General features: G+C 63.3%; 20 protein-coding genes and 2 tRNA genes. 7 read left to right on the forward strand and 15 right to left on the reverse strand.

The annotated features are described in order from the left end of the window. Positions 1–29 precede the first annotated feature (29 nt). The 5 genes from P0D68_RS23770 to P0D68_RS23790 all read right to left on the reverse strand — a co-directional run bounded on the left by P0D68_RS23770 (position 30) and on the right by P0D68_RS23790 (position 2,782). Positions 30–842, reverse strand: a complete 813-nt coding sequence (locus P0D68_RS23770; protein ID WP_091792616.1) for a GNAT family N-acetyltransferase — start codon at positions 840–842, stop codon at positions 30–32. Positions 843–1,195: 353 nt separating this feature from the next. Continuing rightward, positions 1,196–1,654, reverse strand: coding sequence for a phosphohistidine phosphatase SixA (sixA, locus tag P0D68_RS23775; RefSeq protein ID WP_408300339.1), 459 nt, complete (start codon positions 1,652–1,654; stop codon positions 1,196–1,198). 237 nt (positions 1,655–1,891) lie between these two features. Beyond that, positions 1,892–1,968 (reverse strand) — tRNA-Pro (locus tag P0D68_RS23780). 95 nt (positions 1,969–2,063) lie between these two features. Beyond that, positions 2,064–2,222, reverse strand: a complete 159-nt coding sequence (locus tag P0D68_RS23785; protein WP_091792618.1) for a DUF3309 family protein — start codon at positions 2,220–2,222, stop codon at positions 2,064–2,066. Positions 2,223–2,608: 386 nt separating this feature from the next. Further along, positions 2,609–2,782, reverse strand: a complete 174-nt coding sequence (locus P0D68_RS23790; RefSeq protein ID WP_177204940.1) for a hypothetical protein — start codon at positions 2,780–2,782, stop codon at positions 2,609–2,611. 189 nt (positions 2,783–2,971) lie between these two features. On the opposite strand from P0D68_RS23790, the gene P0D68_RS23795 reads away from it, so the two are divergent. Next, positions 2,972–3,142, forward strand: a complete 171-nt coding sequence (locus tag P0D68_RS23795) for a hypothetical protein (RefSeq protein WP_408300341.1) — start codon at positions 2,972–2,974, stop codon at positions 3,140–3,142. A gap of 340 nt (positions 3,143–3,482) precedes the next feature. Here the strand turns inward: P0D68_RS23795 and P0D68_RS23800 are convergent, their stop codons facing one another. Together P0D68_RS23800 and P0D68_RS23805 are read right to left on the reverse strand one after the other, a co-directional pair. Next, positions 3,483–4,850, reverse strand: a complete 1,368-nt coding sequence (locus tag P0D68_RS23800; RefSeq protein WP_091792619.1) for an MATE family efflux transporter — start codon at positions 4,848–4,850, stop codon at positions 3,483–3,485. Next, on the reverse strand, positions 4,847–5,155 hold the full coding sequence (locus tag P0D68_RS23805; protein ID WP_408186617.1) for a DUF2288 domain-containing protein: 309 nt from the start codon (positions 5,153–5,155) through the stop codon (positions 4,847–4,849). Before P0D68_RS23805 ends, P0D68_RS23800 begins: the two co-directional genes overlap by 4 nt. Before the next feature lie 107 nt (positions 5,156–5,262). On the opposite strand from P0D68_RS23805, the gene P0D68_RS23810 reads away from it, so the two are divergent. Next, positions 5,263–5,991: a pentapeptide repeat-containing protein gene (locus tag P0D68_RS23810; RefSeq protein ID WP_408300344.1), complete on the forward strand. Its 729-nt coding sequence runs from the start codon at positions 5,263–5,265 to the stop codon at positions 5,989–5,991. Positions 5,992–6,879: 888 nt separating this feature from the next. On the opposite strand, the gene P0D68_RS23815 is transcribed toward P0D68_RS23810, so the two are convergent. The 3 genes from P0D68_RS23815 to P0D68_RS23825 all read right to left on the reverse strand — a co-directional run bounded on the left by P0D68_RS23815 (position 6,880) and on the right by P0D68_RS23825 (position 9,271). Next, complete coding sequence (locus P0D68_RS23815; protein WP_091792622.1) at positions 6,880–7,206, reverse strand: hypothetical protein; 327 nt, start codon at positions 7,204–7,206, stop codon at positions 6,880–6,882. A 209-nt stretch (positions 7,207–7,415) separates the two neighbouring features. After that, positions 7,416–8,129, reverse strand: coding sequence for a peptidoglycan DD-metalloendopeptidase family protein (locus tag P0D68_RS23820; protein WP_091792623.1), 714 nt, complete (start codon positions 8,127–8,129; stop codon positions 7,416–7,418). 233 nt (positions 8,130–8,362) lie between these two features. Continuing rightward, positions 8,363–9,271, reverse strand: coding sequence for an aldose epimerase family protein (locus P0D68_RS23825; protein WP_408300348.1), 909 nt, complete (start codon positions 9,269–9,271; stop codon positions 8,363–8,365). Positions 9,272–9,915: 644 nt separating this feature from the next. Here P0D68_RS23825 and P0D68_RS23830 point away from each other — a divergent pair. Next, positions 9,916–10,746 carry an undecaprenyl-diphosphate phosphatase gene (locus P0D68_RS23830; RefSeq protein WP_091792625.1) on the forward strand — a complete coding sequence of 277 codons (831 nt, stop codon included), beginning with the start codon at positions 9,916–9,918 and terminating at the stop codon, positions 10,744–10,746. Positions 10,747–11,057: 311 nt separating this feature from the next. Then, a tRNA-Arg gene (locus tag P0D68_RS23835) sits at positions 11,058–11,131 on the forward strand. Between the two features lie 102 nt (positions 11,132–11,233). On the opposite strand, the gene P0D68_RS23840 is transcribed toward P0D68_RS23835, so the two are convergent. Both P0D68_RS23840 and P0D68_RS23845 read right to left on the reverse strand, forming a co-directional pair. Next, positions 11,234–11,617, reverse strand: a complete 384-nt coding sequence (locus P0D68_RS23840) for a DUF427 domain-containing protein (RefSeq protein WP_408300350.1) — start codon at positions 11,615–11,617, stop codon at positions 11,234–11,236. 247 nt (positions 11,618–11,864) lie between these two features. Continuing rightward, complete coding sequence (locus P0D68_RS23845) at positions 11,865–13,442, reverse strand: acid phosphatase (RefSeq protein ID WP_091792627.1); 1,578 nt, start codon at positions 13,440–13,442, stop codon at positions 11,865–11,867. 247 nt (positions 13,443–13,689) lie between these two features. On the opposite strand from P0D68_RS23845, the gene P0D68_RS23850 reads away from it, so the two are divergent. Continuing rightward, complete coding sequence (locus P0D68_RS23850) at positions 13,690–15,087, forward strand: cytochrome-c peroxidase (RefSeq protein ID WP_408300352.1); 1,398 nt, start codon at positions 13,690–13,692, stop codon at positions 15,085–15,087. A gap of 67 nt (positions 15,088–15,154) precedes the next feature. On the opposite strand, the gene P0D68_RS23855 is transcribed toward P0D68_RS23850, so the two are convergent. Beyond that, positions 15,155–15,394, reverse strand: a complete 240-nt coding sequence (locus P0D68_RS23855) for a hypothetical protein (protein ID WP_091792629.1) — start codon at positions 15,392–15,394, stop codon at positions 15,155–15,157. A gap of 301 nt (positions 15,395–15,695) precedes the next feature. Between P0D68_RS23855 and P0D68_RS23860 the strand changes: the two genes are divergently transcribed. Next, positions 15,696–16,085 carry an RT0821/Lpp0805 family surface protein gene (locus P0D68_RS23860; protein WP_408300354.1) on the forward strand — a complete coding sequence of 130 codons (390 nt, stop codon included), beginning with the start codon at positions 15,696–15,698 and terminating at the stop codon, positions 16,083–16,085. A gap of 106 nt (positions 16,086–16,191) precedes the next feature. Beyond that, positions 16,192–16,641: an NUDIX hydrolase gene (locus P0D68_RS23865; protein WP_091792631.1), complete on the forward strand. Its 450-nt coding sequence runs from the start codon at positions 16,192–16,194 to the stop codon at positions 16,639–16,641. A 44-nt stretch (positions 16,642–16,685) separates the two neighbouring features. Here the strand turns inward: P0D68_RS23865 and P0D68_RS23870 are convergent, their stop codons facing one another. Continuing rightward, on the reverse strand, positions 16,686–17,699 hold the full coding sequence (locus P0D68_RS23870; RefSeq protein WP_408300356.1) for a transporter substrate-binding domain-containing protein: 1,014 nt from the start codon (positions 17,697–17,699) through the stop codon (positions 16,686–16,688). A 138-nt stretch (positions 17,700–17,837) separates the two neighbouring features. Next, the gene (locus P0D68_RS23875) at positions 17,838–19,547 is read right to left on the reverse strand and encodes a glutamine--tRNA ligase/YqeY domain fusion protein (RefSeq protein WP_408186624.1); all 1,710 of its coding nucleotides are present in this window, start codon (positions 19,545–19,547) and stop codon (positions 17,838–17,840) included. Positions 19,548–19,643: the final 96 nt, after the last annotated feature.

Raw genomic sequence — 19,643 nt, forward strand, 5'->3', positions numbered from 1 at the left:
ATCAAGGCGCGTCACGTGAGCGAGTCCGCTTAGCGCGGCAGCGCATCGCCGAGGAAATGGCGAGCGTAACGTGCATTGATATCGGACAAACGGAACAGTGTCAGAAAGTCCGCGGTATTGAAGTCGGGATCCCATGCCGGTGCGCCGCAAATCTTGGCGCCGAGGCGCAGATAGCCCTTCACCAGCGGCGGCGGCGCCACTTCGGCACCCGTTTGCAATTCATCGACCGGCAGCGGCGTATGCGGGAACGCGCGATATTCCGGCGCGGTCAGCGCGTTGTCGCGCAGCGAGCAATACAGATTCGCCGCGTAGTGGCCACCGTCGACCATCGCCACGCTCGCGCAGCCGAGCATCGTCTCGTAGCCGTTGTGCTTCATGTAGGCGGCAAGCCCCGCCCACAGCGACATGATGACCGAGCCGCTGCGATAGTCGGGATGCACGCACGAGCGGCCCACTTCGACCATCTTGGCGCGCAGGTGCGTCAGGCGCGACACATCGAATTCGCTTTCCGCATACAGACGGCCAATGCGCGCGGCCTGATGCGGCGGCAAGGCGCGATACGTGCCGACCACTTTCAACGTGTCGAGATCGCGCACCAGCAGGTGATCGCAGTAGGCGTCGAATGAATCGACGTCGAGACCCGCGGGGCCCGTCAGACGTGCGCCCATTTCGTCGGCGAACACGCGGTAGCGCAGACGCTGGGCTTCGCGCAGTTCCTCGTCGGTGCGCGCCCACGTCACCTGCAAACGATGCTGGGCGGTGACCGTCTCCTCGGCGCGCGGCAGGCGGCGCGACTCGAAGATCGAAGCGAGGGGCAGGGTAGGCGTCGGCAGTTCTCGCATTGGGGGTCCTGGTCGAAAAAAGGGAGAATTCTTTTTTCGCCAATGTAGTAACGCCTGGTGACGCTCGCATGGCAAAGCCATGACGATTGGATGACTGCCCGTAAGCTGTGGGCGCGCGGCTTGTAATGTTGTGGGTGCGTCGGGCGAGTGTTGCTCCCGCGCCAAAGCCGGGCAGCGGGGCGAAGTGTGGGAGCGGTTCGAGCGCAGGGACGATTCAACCCCGGCGAAGTGGGGCAAGCGTGTGATCGATACGGGCGGCGCGGCGAGGGTCGCGAACCGCGTGTGGGTTTTTATGGGCGCGGGCTCGCCGAACCGCGTGGGGTTTTTTAAGGACGCGGGCCCGCCGAACCGAATCAGACCAGATCGGGACTCATTGCGGCGCGCAACACGGCGTGGTCGTCGCCGTCGCGCTCGCGGCTCGCAATCCACCATACGCCGGCTTTCTTGAGCGGCCAGCTTGCTTCGCTATTGCCAAGCAGACGCGCGGCCACGTGGCCTAGCGTGGGTTGATGGCCGACAATCACCACCGTCTGCGCGACGCCTTTGGGCCAGCCGGCCGCCTCGAGCACGTCGTCCGCGCTCGCGTTGGGCGCGAGTTCGTGCAGCACGCGATATTGATCGCTCAAGGTCTCGGCGGTCTGGATGGTGCGCACGGCAGGACTCGCGAGCACCACGGCGTCATCGGGCAGCCGGGTACGCAGCCACTTGGCGACGTTTTGCGCCTGCTTGCGGCCTCGGGTGGTGAGCGCTCGCGCGAGGTCGGTCGTGGCGATGTCTTCGGCTTCGGCGTGACGCCAGAGAATCAGATCCATGCGTGTCTCCTTGACTCTGGTTGCGGCGCTTGTGCCTGATGAGGCACGCGCACGTTTTGATCACTGTCGCATGCGGGCTCGTGAATCCGCAAGGCGATCGGGGCAGACCGTATCAGCGTTGCGGCAAGTCGTCGCGGTGTGGTGCGCGTGAGCCGTTGCTTCGTTTGTCGCGACGCGAACGCCAAAAAGCAAAAACCCGCGAAGCCGGAGGCTACGCGGGTTTCGTGTTGCTTTTCGTGGTCGGAGCGAAAGGATTCGAACCTTCGACCCTCTGATCCCAAATCAGATGCGCTACCAGGCTGCGCTACGCTCCGACGAATCCGAGATTCTACGTGGCATTGGGTGCCAGAGTCAATCACGATTTGCGCCGGACCGAAAACAATCGCTCAGAAACGCGATGCGGCCGCGTTTATATGCGTCCCATCAGCAGCAACACGATCACGATGATCAGTACGACGCCCACGAGTCCGGTCGGCCGGTAGCCCCAGCCGCTGCTATACGGCCAACTCGGCAGCGCGCCGATCAGCAGGAGGATGAGCACGATAAGCAGTATGGTTCCGATGGTCATTCTGGTTCTCCCTGTCTGGCCTCGGCCAGTTAGTCTGATTGGTTCGGCGCATTCACGCCGGGACATTCCGCGCGCGATCTGCGCGCTGCTTGCAGACTGGAGAGCAGCAAGGCGTGTGCCTGAGCGGGTTGTAGCGACGAGCGAGCGCGGAACGGCGCTCGGGTGCCGTGCGTCACGAGAGCGCAACGTGCGTGGGGAGTGGCAGGCAGGAAAGATTCGCGCGGCCCGGGCGGATGCGTTGCCGCCGTTACCGCGCAATGGGTCACGCAATGGGTCAATGCGTCAGTGTGTAGCCGCCGCGCTTATCTGCTGCGCGCAGGCTTGATTGAAACCCGCCGCAACAGCAAGACCATTGCGGGCGTCGTCATTCGTCAGCCGGTTTCCGTTCAGTGCCGGCGACGCATCCAATGCGGCATGTGCTGATGAGTCAGCCAGTGATGCACCATGCCTTCGCCGTCGTGTTCGCGCCGATACGTTCTCGCTTCGAAAATCGACAAGGCGAGTAGCACGAGCAGGCCTATGGCGAGTCCGGTCAGACCCGCGATCGTTTCAGCGTCCATGGCAGCCTCCTATGACATGCGGCGGTGACTTTATAGTAGGTCACGCGCGACAAAATGGCAGGCACACGCTGTTTGCCGCGGCGTCGTTAAAGGCGCTTTGCGGTTAGACTCTCGGCGCTCGCGCTTGCCGGACTACCGGCCGGCTGCTGCTTTTTTATTCTGCATTCTGCTTCGAGAGACCACCTGTTTATGATCCGCGTTCCGATGCTTGCGTTGCTGCTGATTGCCGGCGTTGCCGGCTGTGCGAATAATCCGTCCGGCCGTCACGGCGGTCCGCCGCCGCAAGATCCCGCCGACTATCACGGCGTGCCCACCGACACCCGGCCGCCTACGATGGTGCCTGCACCGGTCGCGCCTTGAGCGTCGACGGAACACGAAATCGGCAAAGAGGAGGCGGGGGATGAATAGCGGAGGCGAAGCACCGGCGCGGGCACGCCGGCGCCTCTGACCCGCGCAGACTGTTCGCGCGGAATGCGCGGGCTGGAGTCATTCTAGGGCGCGCGTGGCGGCGGATATGTGTGCGCTTGTTTCAAGCCGTAACCGGCTACCGCGATGCGAAATGAGTGGGGCTTAAGCTGGCCAGTTGGGGCAAGCCGCTTAGGCTCTTTGAGCCGTTCAAGCCGTTCAAGCCGTTCAAGCCGTTCAAGCCGATCAAGCCGATCAAGCAGCAAGCCACCACGCCAGCACGGCACCACGCCACCTACCCCGTCGCACCCGCCATGCCGCGCACGACGCCCGGCACATACCGACCGAGCGTGAGGCCGCGCAGCGCCATGAAGAGCAGCATCGCGGCCCACAAACCGTGATTGCCGTAGAGCGCCAGCAAGGCCCACGACGCCGCCACGAACAGCGTGAACGACACCACCATCGACATCATGAGTTCGCGCGTGCGTGTTGCGCCGATGAATACCCCGTCGAGCAGAAAGCCCCACACGGAAACCACCGGCGAGAGCGCCGCCCACGGCAGATACATCTCGGCGGTGGCCCGCACCGCGGCCTGATTGGTCAGACGTTCGACGATCCACGAGCCCGCGCCCCAATACACCAGCGAGAACCCCAGAGCGCCGAGGGTCGACCACAGCGCCGTCACCTTGATCGCCTGCGTGAATGCATGGCGGTCGCGCGCGCCGATCGCCGCGCCGACCAGCGCCTCCGCGGCGTGCGCAAAGCCGTCGAGCCCGTAAGCCATGAAGGTCTGAAAATTGAGCAGCAGCGCGTTGGCGGCGAGTGTGGTGTCGCCTTGCCGCGCGCCCAGATGGGCAAACCAGCCGAACGACGAGAGCAGGCACAAGGTGCGCACGAAGATGTCGCGATTGAGCACCACCAGCCGCTTGAGTGCAGCCGCGTCGAACAGGGCGGCGCGGTTCAGCGCGGGCAGGCCGCGCGGCCTGCCGTGCCATAACAGCGCGGCGCCGAGCACGAAGCCGAGTGCGTCGGCAGTGGCCGTGGCCGCGCCGATGCCCGCTACGCCCCAATCGAACACATACACGTACAACAGCACGGCCGCGATGTTCACGCCGTTGATAAACACCTGCGAGAGCAACGCGAGCCGCACCTGCTGCGTGCCGAGCAGCCAGCCGAGCACCACGTAATTGCCCAGCGCGAGCGGGGCGGCCCAGATACGCGCGTGGCAATAGAGCCGGGCATTGCGTTGCACCGCGTCGCTGCCGCCGATCACGCGTAAGGCGTAGTCGATCAGCGGCAATTGCAGCGCCAGCACCGTGGCGCCGATCGCGGCTGCCAGCAACAGCGCGCGCACGACGTTGTTGCGCAGTTCGGCGGAGTCGTTCGCGCCGTGCGATTGCGCGACCAGACCCGTGGTGCCCATGCGCAGGAAGCCGAAACCCCAGAACACGAAGTTGAAAAAGAGCCCGCCGAGCGCCACGCCGCCGAGATACGACGCGCCGTCCAGATGGCCGGCGACAGCGGTGTCGACCGCACCGAGAATCGGCTGCGTCAGATTCGCAAGGACAATGGGAAACGCCAGCGCCAGCACCCGGCGGTGCCAGTGGATGGGAACGGCGGGCGCTGCTGCCGACGGGTCCGCGCCGCGCGCGGCATTGCTCAATTGCGTTCCTGCACGCACACCCAAGGCGAGACGACCACCGCCCAGAGGTCCGGGTCGCGCGCGGCGAAGTCGGCGGCGGTTTCCGCCTGCACGCGCTCGACGAGGCCCGCGGACAGCCATTGCGTCACCTGCGCGGTGTCGTCGCTGGCGATGGCTTCGGCAACGCTGACCAGGTCGAGGTCGCGCACGACGCGCAGCAGCATGCCGCGCGCAAAAAAGCGTTCGAGTTCGGGCCAGCCGATCTTGGCGGTTTCGGCGAGCAGCTTGGCGTACAGCGGGCTATGGGTGGCGTCGTTGGAAGTCATCGTAAGCGGGATTTGACGGGGTCGATACTATAAACCATCGGTGCGGGCCGCCAGCGGGCCCCGCGTTCCGGTAGGCTAACGGTCTTTCGAAATCGATTCTAACCTTCATGTCACTGGATTCAACGGCGCCGGCTGCGGGCGCGCAAGCGCATATCGTGACCGACGCGACGCTCACGCGTGCCGAGGTCGAGCAACTCATCGCGGCGAGCGGCGCCGGCAACAAGACGCCGCTTCATTTCACCGGCTGCGATTTCGAAGGCGTGGATCTGTCACGACTCGACCTGCGCGGCGCCGAGTTTCATCGCTGCACGATCGTCGAAACCTCGTTTTTCGGCGCGACGCTCTCGCATACCCGCTGGGTCCGTTGCCGCGGCCGCGAGGCGGATTTCGCGTCAGCCGATCTGGTCGACGCGCAGTTTCAGTCGAGTGACCTGAACAACACCAGTTGGCGGCGCGCCAAGCTCGCTTCCGCGTCGTTTCACAGCTGCAAGCTGACCGGCGCCAATTTTGAAGCGTGCGCGGCGCTCGGCTTGAGCTTCGTCGAAACCCTGCTTGTCGGCGCGCACTTGCGCGGCCTGTCGTTTCGCAAAGCCACCCTGCATCAGCTTGATTTCTCCGACGCCGATCTCGCCGGGGTCGATTTCCGCGAAGCGATTTTCGACGGCGGCAGCCTGAAGGACGCGCATCTGAAGGGCGCGCGCTTCGACGGCGCGGACTTGCGCGAAGCCGACCTGAGCGGCATGCGGCTCGTCGACGCAGCGCTCTTCAAGGGCGCGACGATCTCGCATGCCCAGGCGGCCGTGCTCGTCACCGAACTGGGCTTGCGCGTCATGTAGGCACGGAACTCCAGCCGGCCGATTTTAGCCATTCGGCCAGCTTGAACGATTCGATGCCGCTACTTATGATTTGTTTGATCGACTCATTAATGTGAGTCGATTTTGGGCATCGCAATTGTCGGTGGATTAACCGATCTCTATATATTCGCCATTCGCGAATGTGTGGTGAGGAAATCAGCTGATTTATTGAGGCGGTGAATGTCCTCCCGATTTTCATTGATTGTCAGAAAGAGTGCGTTGGCGCACTAAAGCTACGCAAGACGCAAAGCGTCCGAAATATGCTGAATGGATTAGCCGAAATCCGCCAGTGGCCTTTCTTCAGCCTTTTAGCAGGCCGGTTCAGGCGGATTCCAGCGCCGCGCGGTGCGCCGGGCAATCCGAGAGTTTTGCGTGGGCTTTACGGCCCGGCACTGCTGGCGTTTCAGTTGAAACGCTGGGCGTATTAAGCCTGTTTATTTCCGACTTGTTTAGTTCACGTAGCGCGGAATCCGTACGCCGTATCACATTGCATGCGCAATTAATATATTGCGCTTGTAAAAGCGGGTTGTTAGATTTCGTTCTGGCGCATGGTGAACCGGTCCTTTGCCGATATGCGCCGAACCCCCGTTAGCCCGGCCTCGTGCCGGGCTTTTTTTTCGTCGGATTCATGTGCGGGTCACTGCGGATTCATATCTGGGGCGGATCATGAAACCTTACTTTTCCTTTCCTGAGTATGACCGCGCTACTCATCTTTCTTGGCATCTGGCCGATCGCGCTCGGCGTGCTGGTCGCCTTCGCCGCGCGCATCGACCCGCGCTCAGGACGCTGGTGCCGCCGCTAATCGCAGCGGCCGCCCGCGTGGCGGCTGGCGCGTTGCCGTGCGTTGTCGTGGGTTGTCGTGGGTTGTCGTTATTGCTTGCAGCGAACCACCATCGAGCGATTTTTCACGTTCGCGCCAAAAATACCGCCCACCGTTCCGCCCGAGGTCGCGCCGTTGTCGACATCTTTCGAAACGACGTCGTAGCCGTAGTTGCCGCAGACTTCACCCGCGCGTTTGTAGCACTCGGCCCAGCTCGAGCTTGCGTCGCTGCCGCTGCAATTGATTGCAAAGCCGGTGTCGCCGCTCGGCAGGTAGGTCATGGTGGTGGTGCTGGAGCAGCCGCCGAGGCCGCCGAGCGTCAGCACGCCGAGACCGATCGCCGCAGCCGTCGCGACGGACGCAAATGCGCTCTTCATAGAGGTTCCTTACAAATGACCGAAAAAGACGTGAAGCGAGGCCACGTCGTGTCCTGATTGGGCGTTTTATAGCACGCCGGGTTCCCCCGGCCGCATTGCACGGCGCGTGCCAGACGCGGCGTGTTGAGCGCCAGAGGCGCATACATGATCGGCACAGTCCGGATCGGGACTGGCGAAACCGTCCGCCAGCCCGCGCTTGCGTCCGCCCTCTAGCGAGGCGGCAGGGCCCGAGACGGGTCGATCGAGCGGCCCTGATAGCGCAACTCGAAATGCAGCATGACACGGTCGGTATCGGTGTCGCCCATCTCGGCAATTTTCTCGCCGCGCGTGACCGATTGGCCTTCCTTCACCAGCAGCACACGGTTGTGCGCATAGGCGGTCAGATACTCGGCGTTGTGTTTCAGAATCAGCAGATTGCCGTAGCCGCGCAAACCATTGCCGGCGTAGACCACCGTGCCGGGCGCCGCGGCGATCACGGGCGTGCCCGCTGCCGCCGAAATATCGATGCCCTTCGAATTGCTGCCGTCGAAACGGCGGATGACCGTGCCGTCGGCTGGCCATACCAGCGAGATGGTCGAAGCCGGCGCGGCGGACGGCGTACTGTCCGCGGGCGCCGGGCGCGGAGCCGGCGAAGACGCGCTGCCGTTTCCGCTGCTGCGCACGGCGCCACTGGTCGATGCGGCGCCGCCCGGCGGCGCGACGCGCAGCACCTGGCCGACCTCGATGCTGTCCGGATTGGTCAAATTGTTCCAGCGCACGATGCTTTGCACCGATTGCCTGTTACTGCGCGCGATCTTCGACAGCGTATCGCCCTGTTCCACCCGATAGAAGCCCGGTCCCACCGGCGCCGACCCGCACGCGGCGAGCAAAGCCACCAACGACGCACCGACGAGCTGCTTCATCATTCTTGTTGTGTTACGCATTGGACCTCGCAAAGCGCTGCCGCGCGCCGATCCCGATCACGCGGCAGGTGGATACAAAGCGCCCGATTCTAACGGTTTTGCGCTGCAACACGCGAAAAGCGGGCAACGCGGGAGGCTCGCGCTGGCCGGCGTGCGGTGAAATGTAGCGACGGTCGTGGCAAAAGCAGGGGCTGAAGCAGGAAGCAAACCCCGCTTCAGATCCGTCCGCGAGCCTCTAGGTGAAATTGCCGCGATCAACCCAGCCTGGTGACGGTGATGCGCAGCGCCGCGACTTCCGTTTGACCCGGTTCGAGCCAGCGCAAGCCCATCCCGTTGTGAATCGCGTCCGGCAGACCGAGCCACGGTTCGACGCAGTAGAAGTCCGACTCCGCGGCTTCGGTCCACGTCGTCACGGCGTACCACGGCACCGAGCCCGGCCGTTGCAGGTCAATCGTGACGAGCCGGTCCAGACCCGGCGCGATGAGGCGGACCGGCTGATCCGGCGTGCCAGTGAGGCAATGGAAGCGGTCGTGAATGCGCGCCTCGTCGAGCGTGTAGCGCGCTTCGCCAGGCTCGGCGGCGCTGATCGACCCGTCGTCCTGCTGATAGCGCCGTTCGGTGCGCGGCAGCTCCAGCGAGGTCTCGGCGCGCTGCGTGTGCGGCAGCGTGAAGTAGAAGTGATGGCCGGCGTAGTAGGGCAGACGCGCGTCGCCGGTATTGGTAGTGGTGAAGGTGACGTCGAGCGTGCGCGCATCCGCGAGGCTGTAGGCGGCCTCGAAGCGGAAGCCGAACGGATAGCCGTGACGGGTTGCCTTGCTATCGGTGAGGATCATGCGCAGCCCCGCGCCATGCACGTCGGCGTGGGCTTCGAATGGGAGGTCGCGGGCAAAGCCGTGCATCGGCAGTTCGCGCACCGTGCCTTTGGCGTCACGCCAGAAACCGATCTTGCCGTCGACCCTGTGCCGGCCGAGAAACGGGAACAGCAACGGATTGCCGCCGCGAATCCGCGCGGGCTGGCTCCAGTCGGCGTGCTCCGGCCAATGGATGACTTCTTCGCCGTCGATCGTCCACGACATGAGGCGGCCGCCGGCTTGCGGCGCGAAACGCAGCACGGAGTCGTCCTGGTCGATCTCGAGAATGTCCTGTTGCGGGGAGAGGGGCATGGTCGATGGGCTGATGGGTAAGGGTTTGAGGGCGGACAGTGGTGAGCCGAAGGCCGCGCAAGCGCGGCTTGCGAGCGACGGTGAACATCGGAAATCGCCGCGCGGCGGCTCACGAAAGGAATGATTTTGCGCTGCTTTCCGCTACGGGGAAACCCTTCTGGGGAAATTGCGGGTGTCGCCGCAAGGGCATCCTTCTGATAATTCGTCTGACTCCCGGGTAACTTCGACGACCCGGCAAGATCGGCTCAGGAGGCTGTATGGATCTCGCAATGGCAATGGGTGTGGCTTTATTCGGCATGTTCGCGGCAAGCACGGTCTACTTCTTCTACAAACTCGAACGCTGATTCGAGCCTCTGGATTACCTTCTTTTTTCGCCGTCAAAGCGCGGCACGCGGATGGTTGGTCCGCCGGCTGTCATGACTTACACGCTAGTCACATAGGGCAGCCTTCCCACGGTGCCCATTCTTTTTCAGGCCCGTAACAACGGTTTCGAGTTGTGACGCGGCGCACAATATTTCCCCCAATGCGGCTCAAACGCTTGGCGCTGACATTGCAGCCAGGCATAATCGGTGCGCCTTTGACGCGCCCGCAGATCCTTATCCGGCGCGCTAGTCCCCGACATTTTCCTTACAAGGATCCGCCGCGTGAACCTGTCGTTTCTGATCTTCCTGAGCGTGCTGCAAGGCGTCACCGAACTGTTTCCGGTGAGCAGCCTCGGCCATACGCTGCTCGTGCCCGCGCTGTTCGGCATGCATATCGACAAACACGCGCCGCAACTGCTGCCGTTCCTCGTCGCGCTGCATCTCGGCACGGCGTTCGCGCTGCTGTGGTACTTCCGCAAACGCTGGTGTGCGCTGGTGCGCGGTTTCTTCGCGTCGTTCGGTGGCCGCCGTAACGACGACGCGCACATGATGTGGGCGCTCATCATCGGCACGATTCCGGCGGGTCTCGTCGGACTGTTGCTGGAAAAGCGGCTCGAGCGGATTTTCCACGACTTGCGGATCGTGGCGATCGCGCTGATCGTCAACGGTGTGCTGCTGTGGTTCGGCGACCGCCTGCAGCGTACGCGGACGCATCAGGCGCCGGAGAAGCTGAGTTTCGGTCAGGCGTTTTTCGTGGGTCTCGCGCAGATCGGCGCGCTGATTCCGGGTTTCTCGCGCAGCGGCCTGACGATGATCGCCGGTAATGCGGCTGGCCTGACGGCGGAGAAGGCCGCGGAGTTTTCGTTCCTGCTCGGCACGCCGATCATCTTCGCGGCCGGTGTTCTCGAACTGCCGAAGCTGTTCCACGCGCCGGGTCAGCTCGCGGACGCGTTGCTTGGCGGCGTGCTGACGGCGATCGCCGCGTATCTTAGCGTGCGTTTCCTGATGCGCTATTTCGAAGGCCGCGGTCGTCTGGCTTCGTTCGGCGTGTATTGCGTGATTGCCGGTATCGTGTTCCTCGGCTGGTTCCTGCTGAATCCGCAACCGGTCTGATTGCGTTCGCCGTGTCCGTTGCGTGCTGGCGGGCAGGGAGCGATCGGTTATAATCCGGGCCCGGCTCAACCTGCCGGGCCCGTTTGCTTGATGGCTTGTTATGGCTTGCCACGGTGCTCGGGCCGGCTCGCGGAACGCTGTCCCGCGCGCTGTCCCGCGCGAGCTCAGATTTCCCGTCTCGGGCACGGTCAGTTAGAATTTCGGTATTCCACGAACTCTGTGGCTTGTCGGGGCACAGGGTCCAATGCCCGAGAGCGGGTTCTCATTGCGGGCGATGCATGCTGTGCGTAGTTGCATCGCCTCACGTCAATACGGCAGTAGCTCAGCTGGATAGAGCATCGGCCTTCTAAGCCGAGGGTGGGGGGTTCGAGTCCCTCCTGCCGTACTTTTCATGTTTGCGAGTGCTCACGCCGCGCGGCGTGCCGCGGCCCGTACAGGTGCGCGGCGAGCGTGCGTCGCGTATTTCTGCTGCCTCGCCGCGCCGTTCTCAACCGGCCGCTTTCACATCGATCGAGTCCACGCGGTCTGGATAGAACGCGAGATGCTGCGCGATCTCTTTCACCGCCGCATACGGCGACTCGTAAGTCCACACCGCGTTCACCGTCCGCTCGCCGCCAAGCGGAATGCTGTAGTACGCGCAATCGCCCTTGTACGGGCAGTAGGTCGCGTGGTCGGTGCGTGCGAGCAGCGTCATCTCGACGTCGTTGCGCGGAATGTAATACACCGCCGGATACGACGCTTCACGCAGCACCAGCGCACTGTGCGTATCGGCGATCACCTTGCCGGCTACGGTCACGACCACGCGCGCCTTCGCCGGTTCGACCGTGATCGGATGATCGGGGCCGGGTACCTTGATGGTTCTTCCAGTCATGCTGTCGAACTCCTGAGTGAGTGGGCAAGCCCGCCATGCATTGCGAAGCATGTCGAGCCGTCATCGGCGAGGCGAAGCGATCGCGTCTTGCGTCGAAGCATACGCCGCTCGTGAAAACGCGTCGCACTCCGTGCGGCAGGCATAAAAAAGGGCAGCCGAAGCTGCCCCTCAAAGTCTCACCGTCCGGCGGACTGTTGCTTGATGCTCAACGTCGTCCGCGTGGTATCGGACGCGTTCGGCCGTTCGCTCATGGCCGGATGTTCAGCGCGGCCGTGAGATCGCCCATCGGCTTGCTGCCGTTGCTCACGAGCGCCGCGTCGCGCGCCGCGATGCCCGGCAGCGTCGGCAGCGAGAAGCGGTGCGTGATGAAACGCAGGATCGAGGTGGTGTCGTACTGCGTGTGGTCGACATAACCCTTCTTCGCGTACGGCGAGATGATCAGCGCCGGAATACGCGTGCCCGGACCCCAGCGGTCGGCTTTCGGCGGCGCCACGTGATCCCAGAAGCCGCCGTTTTCGTCGTACGTCACGACGACCACCATGTTGTTCCACTGCGGGCTCTTCTGCAGATGCGAAATCACGTCGGCGATGTGCTGGTCGCCCGACGCGACGTCCGTATAGCCCGGGTGTTCGTTCAGGTTGCCCTGCGGCTTGTAGAACGACACTTGCGGAAGCGTGCCGCTGTCGATCGCCTTGATGAACTCCGAACCGGCGAGGCCGCCGTCGAGCAGATGCTGCGCGCGGTTCGCGCTACCCGGCGCGAAGTCGGCGAAATAGTTGAACGGCTGGTGATGCGGCTGGAAGTTCGGCGCCGACAGATTCGCGCCGTAGATCACGTTCGACGTGCCGGTTTGCGCCGCCGACACCGCCGCACCCCACGCGCCGCCGTACCATGCCCACGACACCTTCGCGTTGTTCAGCAGATCGCCGATGTGCTGCTGCGTCTGCGCCGGCAGGGTAGTCGCCGCGGACGGATCGGCGAGATTCTTGTCGCCGCCCGACGCCGCCTTGTTGCCGCTCGGCTGATACGGCGGCTGCATCGTGTTGATCGCGTAGAAGTCAGGCGTGAGGTTGCCCGAATTCACGTATTTGGGCGGGCCGCTCAACGCCGAAGCCGGCGAGTTGGCCGCGACCTTCAGCGTGACGCCGTCGCTTTCCACCGACGAGATCGAGCCGGCCGCCGGGCTCTTGTCCGCGTTCGGATAGGTCGGCGTGCACGCGCACACGAGCCACTGGTGGTTCAGGAACGAGCCGCCGAACGCGCCCATGAAGAAGTTGTCGGCCAGCGTGTACTGTTGCGCGATCTTCCACAGCGGCAGCTTGTCGGCATTGAGCGAGTAGTGGCCCATCACGAGACCGCCCGAATCCGCCCACGCGGCGAACTTGTCGTTCTTGCCGCCGTCGATCTGCATCTGATTCTCGTAGAAGCGGTGATACAGGTCGCGCGTGGTGGCCGTGATAGGCGTGTTGAAGCCGTTCGGATCGTCGATCGCGAACGGACTGTTCGGCAGATTCGCCGTCATGGCTTGAGTAACCACCGGCGTCACGCCGGTTTGCGTGAGGCCGTTCCACACCTGCGGCAGCGTCGCGAGCGTCGTGCCGTTGCGGTCCACCTGCGTGGCGCTTGCCGCCGTCACGTTCTGCAAACCGTTCGCGCCCGGGAAGTTGCCGTACAGGTTGTCGAAGCTGCGGTTTTCCGCGTAAATCACCACGACCGTCTTGATCGAGGTGATGTCCGGTTGCGTGACTTCACTGCCGCCGCATGCATACAGGCTCAACGCTGCTGCGATCGCGATAGGCGTCGCGCAGATCAGTTTCTTGTTCATTTGATGTGGTTTCTCTCTCGCGTTGGGGACGGGCCACATGCACTCCTTACACGGATGGCCGCCGGCGAAAGTTTGGCAAGGCAATTTGACAGAAAGATGTAATTGATTACGAATCGCCTCTGCTTTGGGAAATTCCGTCGGCTACATGTCATTTAATCGACATGCGGATGAAATACGCTCGCGGACTTCACTATCGCGAACTCACATCTTTCATATGCGGCCAGGTCTGTCGGGGATTCGAAAAATAATGGCTGGAGGCGTGGCGCGGCGTACTGCCGGACTCGCGCCGAGGCGCGTGCGGCTCGCCGCGGCGCTCGCGCTGACCGCCATGACCATGACCCTTGCCGCGTGTGACGCGGGTGCGCCGGGGACCGCGGCGATCGCGAGTGAAGCGGCGAGCGCTGCCGCGGGCGCGTCGTCGCATTCGTTGGGGCCGGTCGCGGCGTCGGCTGTGCGGGTCGCCGCTCATGAGGCGGGCCAGTCGCGCGCGCAGGTCTATGAGTCGGTGCGGCAAATGACAGCCCTCGGCAAGCAGCTGTTTTTCGATGCGTCGCTCTCCGGCTCCGGCAAGCTCGCTTGCGCGTCGTGCCACAGTCCGGACCATGGGTTCTCGCCGGCCAATGCGTTGTCGGTGCAACTGGGCGGCAGCGATATGCGCCGCACCGGCATGCGCGCCGCGCCGACGCTGAAGTATCTGCAATCGGTGCCGGCGTTCGCCGAGCACTATCACGAGTCCGACGACGAGGGCGATGAAAGCGTGGACGCGGGGCCGACGGGCGGCCTGACCTGGGATGGCCGCGTGGATCGTGGCGCTGACCAGGCGCGCATTCCGTTGCTGTCGTCGTTCGAAATGGGCAGCACGCCGGCCAGGGTCACGGCGGCGGTCAAGGCCGCGCCGTATGCCGACGCTTTCCGCGCGGCCTTCGGCGAACACGTTTTCGATAGCGACGACGCCACCTTCAAAGCCGTGCTGCAAGCGCTCGAAACCTTCGAGCAGACGCCCGAAACTTTCTATCCGTACACCAGCAAGTACGACGCGTATCTCGCGGGCAAGGCACCTTTGACGCAAGCCGAACTTCGCGGACTGCAGCTCTTCAACGACGAAAATAAAGGCAATTGTGCAAGCTGCCACATTAGCCAGCGCACTAAAGACGGCGCGCCACCGCAGTTCAGCGACTTTGGCTTGATCGCGATCGGCGTGCCGCGTAATCGCGCGCTGCCCGTGAATCGCGATCCGCATTTCTACGACCTCGGCGCGTGCGGTCCGGAGCGCACCGATCTGAAGGGCCGCGCCGAATTTTGCGGCATTTTCCGCACACCGACGCTGCGCAATGTGGCGCTGAAGAAGAGCTTCTTCCACAACGGCATCTATCATTCGCTCGATCAGGTGGTGCGCTTCTATGCGCAGCGCGACACGAACCCGGAGAAGTTCTATCCGGTGTCGAAAGGCAAGGTGCAGAAGTTCGACGATCTGCCGCAGCAATACTGGGCCAATCTGAATACCGAGGCGCCGTTCGACCGCAAACCGGGCGACAAGCCGGCGCTCGACGAGGCTGAAATCAAGGACGTGGTCGCGTTTTTGAATACGCTGACGGACGGGTATAGCGCGGGTGGCGGGACGGTCAGTTCAGTGGCCGCGAAGTGAAGCAAGACGTGGATGCAGGTGGTGCAAGGGCTGCGATTGCTCGCGTAGTCAGCCGCTCAGTGCAGTCTTAATCGCCTGCGCTCGCCAGCATGTAATAGCAGCCGACGAGCAGCCAGGCGAACGACATGAGCAGGCAAGCGATGCCTGCGCGCGTCAGCAGATTGGGCCAGCGGGCGCGAGGCAGCGCGTCCATCCGCACGATGCGCCGCGCAAGTCCCGGATCGCGGCGAATAGCAACCGGCACGAGCGCGAGACACAGCAGCGCCAGTGCGGCAGCGAAGATTTCCAGGGTGGACAGGATGTGCATGGCGAGGTGGCCGGAGCGGGTTTTGGATTGCCGCGAAAGCGCGACAAGCCATCTTAAGAATGGGTCGTACTATTCGGAATGGGACGCGTCCTAAAATTGCGTGAGACCCCCGCAGGCGCTAACGCGTGACTCGGGGAGCGGCGCGCGCCGCAGGCTCACGTCTCGGGCGTTTGTGCTGGCTCACAGCTCAGCCGTTTCGCACGGTCACTTCAGAGGCGCCATGCTATGCTTTTGAGGTCCAGATCGCGAGACGCCGTGAGCGTGCGCGAGACCGTCCGAACACTTTCGAGGAGAACCCTTCATGTCGATGCGAACCCGTGTGCTGTGTCACCTGACCGCCGCTAGTGTGTTGCTCGGTGGCGCGATCGGCGCGCACGCAGCGAACCTCGGCTTTCTGAACGACACGCCGCTCAGCTATATGAAGCAACGCGACATCGACTCGGTCAAAAAGGCGGTCTTCTCCGCCCTCAACGACAAGCAGGACGGCGAAACCACGAACTGGGTCAATGAAGGCACGGGCAACAGCGTAAAGATCGACGCAGCGATAACGGTCGCCAGTACGGCCAAAGATGGCGAACGCACCTGCCGTGATGTCGGCGTCGTCCTCAATGCGAAGGGACAGTCCATGAGCCTGCGCCCGCAGTTCTGCAAGCAGGGCAGCGGCACCTGGCAACTGCAGAAAAAGCATTGAGCATGCAGGCCGTCATGGCGGCGCGTGTCCGCTTGCTGTCGGCGCGGCTGGAAGCCTCGCATGTGCGTGTGCGCTCGTGTGTGTGCTCGCGTGAAGCGGGGGCGCGATGAGCGCGCGGGTGATCTCGTGCGGCATCGTGTTGCTTGATCCGGATGGCCGCGTGCTGCTCGCGCATGCCACCGAGACATCGCACTGGGATATTCCGAAAGGGCACGGCGAAGAAGGCGAGGCGCCGCATGTCACGGCGCTGCGCGAGATGGTCGAGGAGACCGGAATCGCCATCGAGCCCGCGCGTCTGAAAGACCTGGGTCTGTTCGTCTACCGGCGCGACAAGGATCTGCATCTGTTCGGCGCGCGCGCTACCGTCGACGAACTCGATCTGAGCGTATGCACCTGCACGTCGCTTTTTCCGCGCCGCTATGACGGCACGCTGATTCCGGAAATGGATGCCTACCGCTGGACCTCGCCGGACGAGGTCGACAAGTATGCGAGCCGCAGTCTCACGCGGCTCTTTCAGACCACGCTGTCACTCGCGGAATTGCACCGGTCGCTCTAGTGGCGAGGCTGGCGAGGCGGGCGAGTGCGCAGGCCGCCTGACGTTCAGTCGAGCGCGCGATCGTTGGGATGCGCGAAGAGGGCGCGGTTCTGCTCCGACAGCGGAAAATTCAGATTGATACCGTGCGGCGGAATGGGTTGCGTGAACCACTGCTTGTACAGACGCTCCGCTTCGCCGGAAGTCTGGCCGCGCGCGATCACCCCGTTCACGAGGCTGCGGAACGGTTCATCGCCCTTGCGGAACATGCACGCGTAAACTTCATAGCCAAGCGGCGTGCCGGTCACCACGAAGTCGTCCGGACGCGGATCGGTCGCTTTGAAACCGTACACGATCGGCTCGTCCATCACGAAGGCCACGGCCCGATCGTCCTTGAGCGCGCCGAACGCCTCGGGATGATCCCGGGCACTGGTGATGCGCATGTTCAGATGCTTGTCGGTATTCAGGCGACGCAGCAGGCGCTCATCCGAGGTGCCCGCGGTCGTTACGACCGCCTTGCCGGCCAGATCCTGAAAATCCGTAATGCCGCTGTTTTTGCGCGCGATCATGCGCACCGCGTACTGGAAGAAACTGTTGGAGAACGCAGCCAGATTTTCGCGTTCCACCGTGTGCGTGGTCGACCCGCACTCCAGATCGATCTGGTTGTTGAGCAACATCGGCGTACGGTTCGACGAGGTCACGGTGATCTCGCGCACCTTCAGTTGCGGCATGCCGAGCGTTTTCCTGATCTCGTCCACGATCTGCAGCGCGATGGTCTGCGAGTAGCCGACCGTGCCTTTGCCGTCGAAATAGGAAAAGGGGATCGACGCTTCACGCACGCCGAGCACGACCACGCCATCATCGTGAATTTTCTTCAGCGTGCCGGTGAGTTCGTCCGCGTACGCGGAGCAGGTCAGCGACGCCGCGCCGAAGGCGGCCAGTGCCATGAGCGCGCGACGCGCACCACGAACGCAGTCGCGCGTGGCCTGCGCCGCGCCGCGCGTTGCACGCCACGCCGTGTCCTGCATGGGGTGCCGCGCTGTGTCCTTGATACTCGCCCTGTGGCGGGCTGAAACTTTCATCAGACCTCCGGGACTGGCGCTTGCGAACATCGCGTCGTCACTGTCGATGGAATAGGGATGCAACAAAACGGCGTGCATCCTTCTCACGAGACGCACGCCGTATTCAACGTTTACTGCGCAACAAAGCTCACGTTCAGCTTACGCCGGCTTGCCCCAACTATCACGCAGGCTGACGATGCGATTGAATACGGGCTTACCCGGTTGCGAATCGACGCGGTCGGCAACGAAGTAGCCGTGGCGTTCGAACTGATAGCGCTGTTCCGGCAGCGCCTCGCGCGCGCCCGGCTCCAGGTAGGCGTTGACCACGCGCTTCGAATCCGGATTCAGCGCCTCGAGGAAATCGCGGCCGCCGGCGTCCGGTTGCGGCTCCTTGAACAGGCGGTCGTAGATGCGCACTTCGGCCGGGCACGCACCTGCGGCGCTGACCCAGTGGATGTTGCCCTTGACCTTGTAGTTGTTCGCGCCTTCGGTGCCCGATTTGCTGTCCGGGAAGTAGTTGCAGTGGATCGCGACGATGTTGCCGTTTTCGTCCTTGTCCGCACCGATGCATTCGATCACGTAGCCGTAGCGCAGGCGTACCTTGTTACCCGGGAACAGACGGAAGTAGCCCTTGGGCGGCGTTTCGTTGTAGTCGTCGCGCTCGATCCACAACTCGCGTGAAATCGGAAATTCGCGCACGCCCATTTCCGGATGATGCGGGTGGACCGGCGCATTGCACGGTTCGGTCACGCCTTCCGGGAAGTTGTCGATGATCAGCTTGACCGGGTCGAGCACGGCGGCCGTGCGCGGCGCCTTCGCATCGAGATCGTCGCGCAGCGCGCCTTCGAACACGCTCATGTCGATCCACGAATCGACCTTGGTGATGCCGATACGCTCGCAGAACAACTGGATCGCTTCCGGCGTGAAGCCGCGCCGGCGCACGCCGACGATGGTCGGCATACGCGGATCGTCCCAGCCGTCCACGTGACCTTCGGTCACGAGTTGCAGCAGCTTGCGCTTGCTGGTGATCGCGTAGGTCAGGTTCAGGCGCGAAAATTCGATCTGCTGCGGCAGCGGGCGCGTGAAAATGCCGGCTTCGGCAAGCTCGTTCAGAATCCAGTCGTACAGCGGACGGTGGTCTTCGAACTCGAGCGTGCACAGCGAATGCGTGATGTTTTCCAGCGCGTCCGAGATGCAGTGCGTGTAGTCGTACATGGGGTACACGCACCACTTGTCGCCGGTCCGGTAGTGATGTGCGAAACGGATCCGGTAAATGACCGGATCGCGCATGTTGAAGTTGGGCGACGACATGTCGATCTTCGCGCGCAGCACATGCTCGCCTTCCTTGAACTCACCGGCCTTCATGCGGCGGAACAGGTCGAGATTCTCCTGCACCGAACGTTCGCGAAAGCGCGAGGGCGTGCCGACTTCCGTGGCCGAGCCGCGGTTCGCGCGCATTTCTTCGGCCGACTGACTGTCCACATACGCCTTACCGCGTTCGATCAGCAGCTCGGCGAATTCGTACAGCTTGTCGTAGTAATCGCTCGCGTAGTAGAGCTGCTCCTTGCCGTCTTTTTCCCACTCGAAGCCGAGCCAGCGCACGGCGTCGATGATCGAGTCGACGTATTCGACGCTTTCCTTTTCCGGATTCGTGTCGTCGAAGCGCAAATGGCACACGCCGCCGTAGCTGCGCGCCACGCCGAAGTTCAGGCAGATGCTCTTGGCGTGACCGATATGCAGATAGCCGTTCGGCTCGGGCGGAAAGCGCGTTTCGACGCGCTGGCCCCACTTGCCGGTGCGGTTGTCTTCGTCAATGATGTTGCGGATGAAATTGGATGCCGCTGGCGCGTCGTTGCGTTCGGTATTCATGCGAGAAGGTGAAAGTCTGTCGAGGGCGCGCAATGCGTCCTCTTATCCGACAATTCTACCTGACGAGCCCCGTTGCGGCAGGCGAGTGCGGCATGC

The organism is Paraburkholderia sp. RL17-380-BIE-A (assembly GCF_046028085.1).
Taxonomy (GTDB): Bacteria; Pseudomonadota; Gammaproteobacteria; order Burkholderiales; family Burkholderiaceae; genus Paraburkholderia.

Bases quoted from the DNA above. Each gene is read 5' to 3' on its own strand.
- P0D68_RS23790 (WP_177204940.1), bottom strand. From the start codon at position 2,782: ATGGACGCTGAAACGATCGCGGGTCTGACCGGACTCGCCATAGGCCTG.
- P0D68_RS23870 (WP_408300356.1), bottom strand. From the start codon at position 17,699: ATGAAAGTTTCAGCCCGCCACAGGGCGAGTATCAAGGACACAGCGCGG.
- P0D68_RS23845 (WP_091792627.1), bottom strand. From the start codon at position 13,442: ATGAACAAGAAACTGATCTGCGCGACGCCTATCGCGATCGCAGCAGCG.
- P0D68_RS23875 (WP_408186624.1), bottom strand. From the start codon at position 19,547: ATGAATACCGAACGCAACGACGCGCCAGCGGCATCCAATTTCATCCGC.
- P0D68_RS23805 (WP_408186617.1), bottom strand. From the start codon at position 5,155: ATGACTTCCAACGACGCCACCCATAGCCCGCTGTACGCCAAGCTGCTC.
- P0D68_RS23825 (WP_408300348.1), bottom strand. From the start codon at position 9,271: ATGCCCCTCTCCCCGCAACAGGACATTCTCGAGATCGACCAGGACGAC.
- P0D68_RS23860 (WP_408300354.1), top strand. From the start codon at position 15,696: ATGTCGATGCGAACCCGTGTGCTGTGTCACCTGACCGCCGCTAGTGTG.
- P0D68_RS23810 (WP_408300344.1), top strand. From the start codon at position 5,263: ATGTCACTGGATTCAACGGCGCCGGCTGCGGGCGCGCAAGCGCATATC.
- P0D68_RS23815 (WP_091792622.1), bottom strand. From the start codon at position 7,206: ATGAAGAGCGCATTTGCGTCCGTCGCGACGGCTGCGGCGATCGGTCTC.
- P0D68_RS23840 (WP_408300350.1), bottom strand. From the start codon at position 11,617: ATGACTGGAAGAACCATCAAGGTACCCGGCCCCGATCATCCGATCACG.
- P0D68_RS23795 (WP_408300341.1), top strand. From the start codon at position 2,972: ATGATCCGCGTTCCGATGCTTGCGTTGCTGCTGATTGCCGGCGTTGCC.
- P0D68_RS23820 (WP_091792623.1), bottom strand. From the start codon at position 8,129: ATGCGTAACACAACAAGAATGATGAAGCAGCTCGTCGGTGCGTCGTTG.
- P0D68_RS23770 (WP_091792616.1), bottom strand. From the start codon at position 842: ATGCGAGAACTGCCGACGCCTACCCTGCCCCTCGCTTCGATCTTCGAG.
- P0D68_RS23855 (WP_091792629.1), bottom strand. From the start codon at position 15,394: ATGCACATCCTGTCCACCCTGGAAATCTTCGCTGCCGCACTGGCGCTG.
- P0D68_RS23850 (WP_408300352.1), top strand. From the start codon at position 13,690: ATGGCTGGAGGCGTGGCGCGGCGTACTGCCGGACTCGCGCCGAGGCGC.
- P0D68_RS23865 (WP_091792631.1), top strand. From the start codon at position 16,192: ATGAGCGCGCGGGTGATCTCGTGCGGCATCGTGTTGCTTGATCCGGAT.
- P0D68_RS23785 (WP_091792618.1), bottom strand. From the start codon at position 2,222: ATGACCATCGGAACCATACTGCTTATCGTGCTCATCCTCCTGCTGATC.
- sixA (WP_408300339.1), bottom strand. From the start codon at position 1,654: ATGGATCTGATTCTCTGGCGTCACGCCGAAGCCGAAGACATCGCCACG.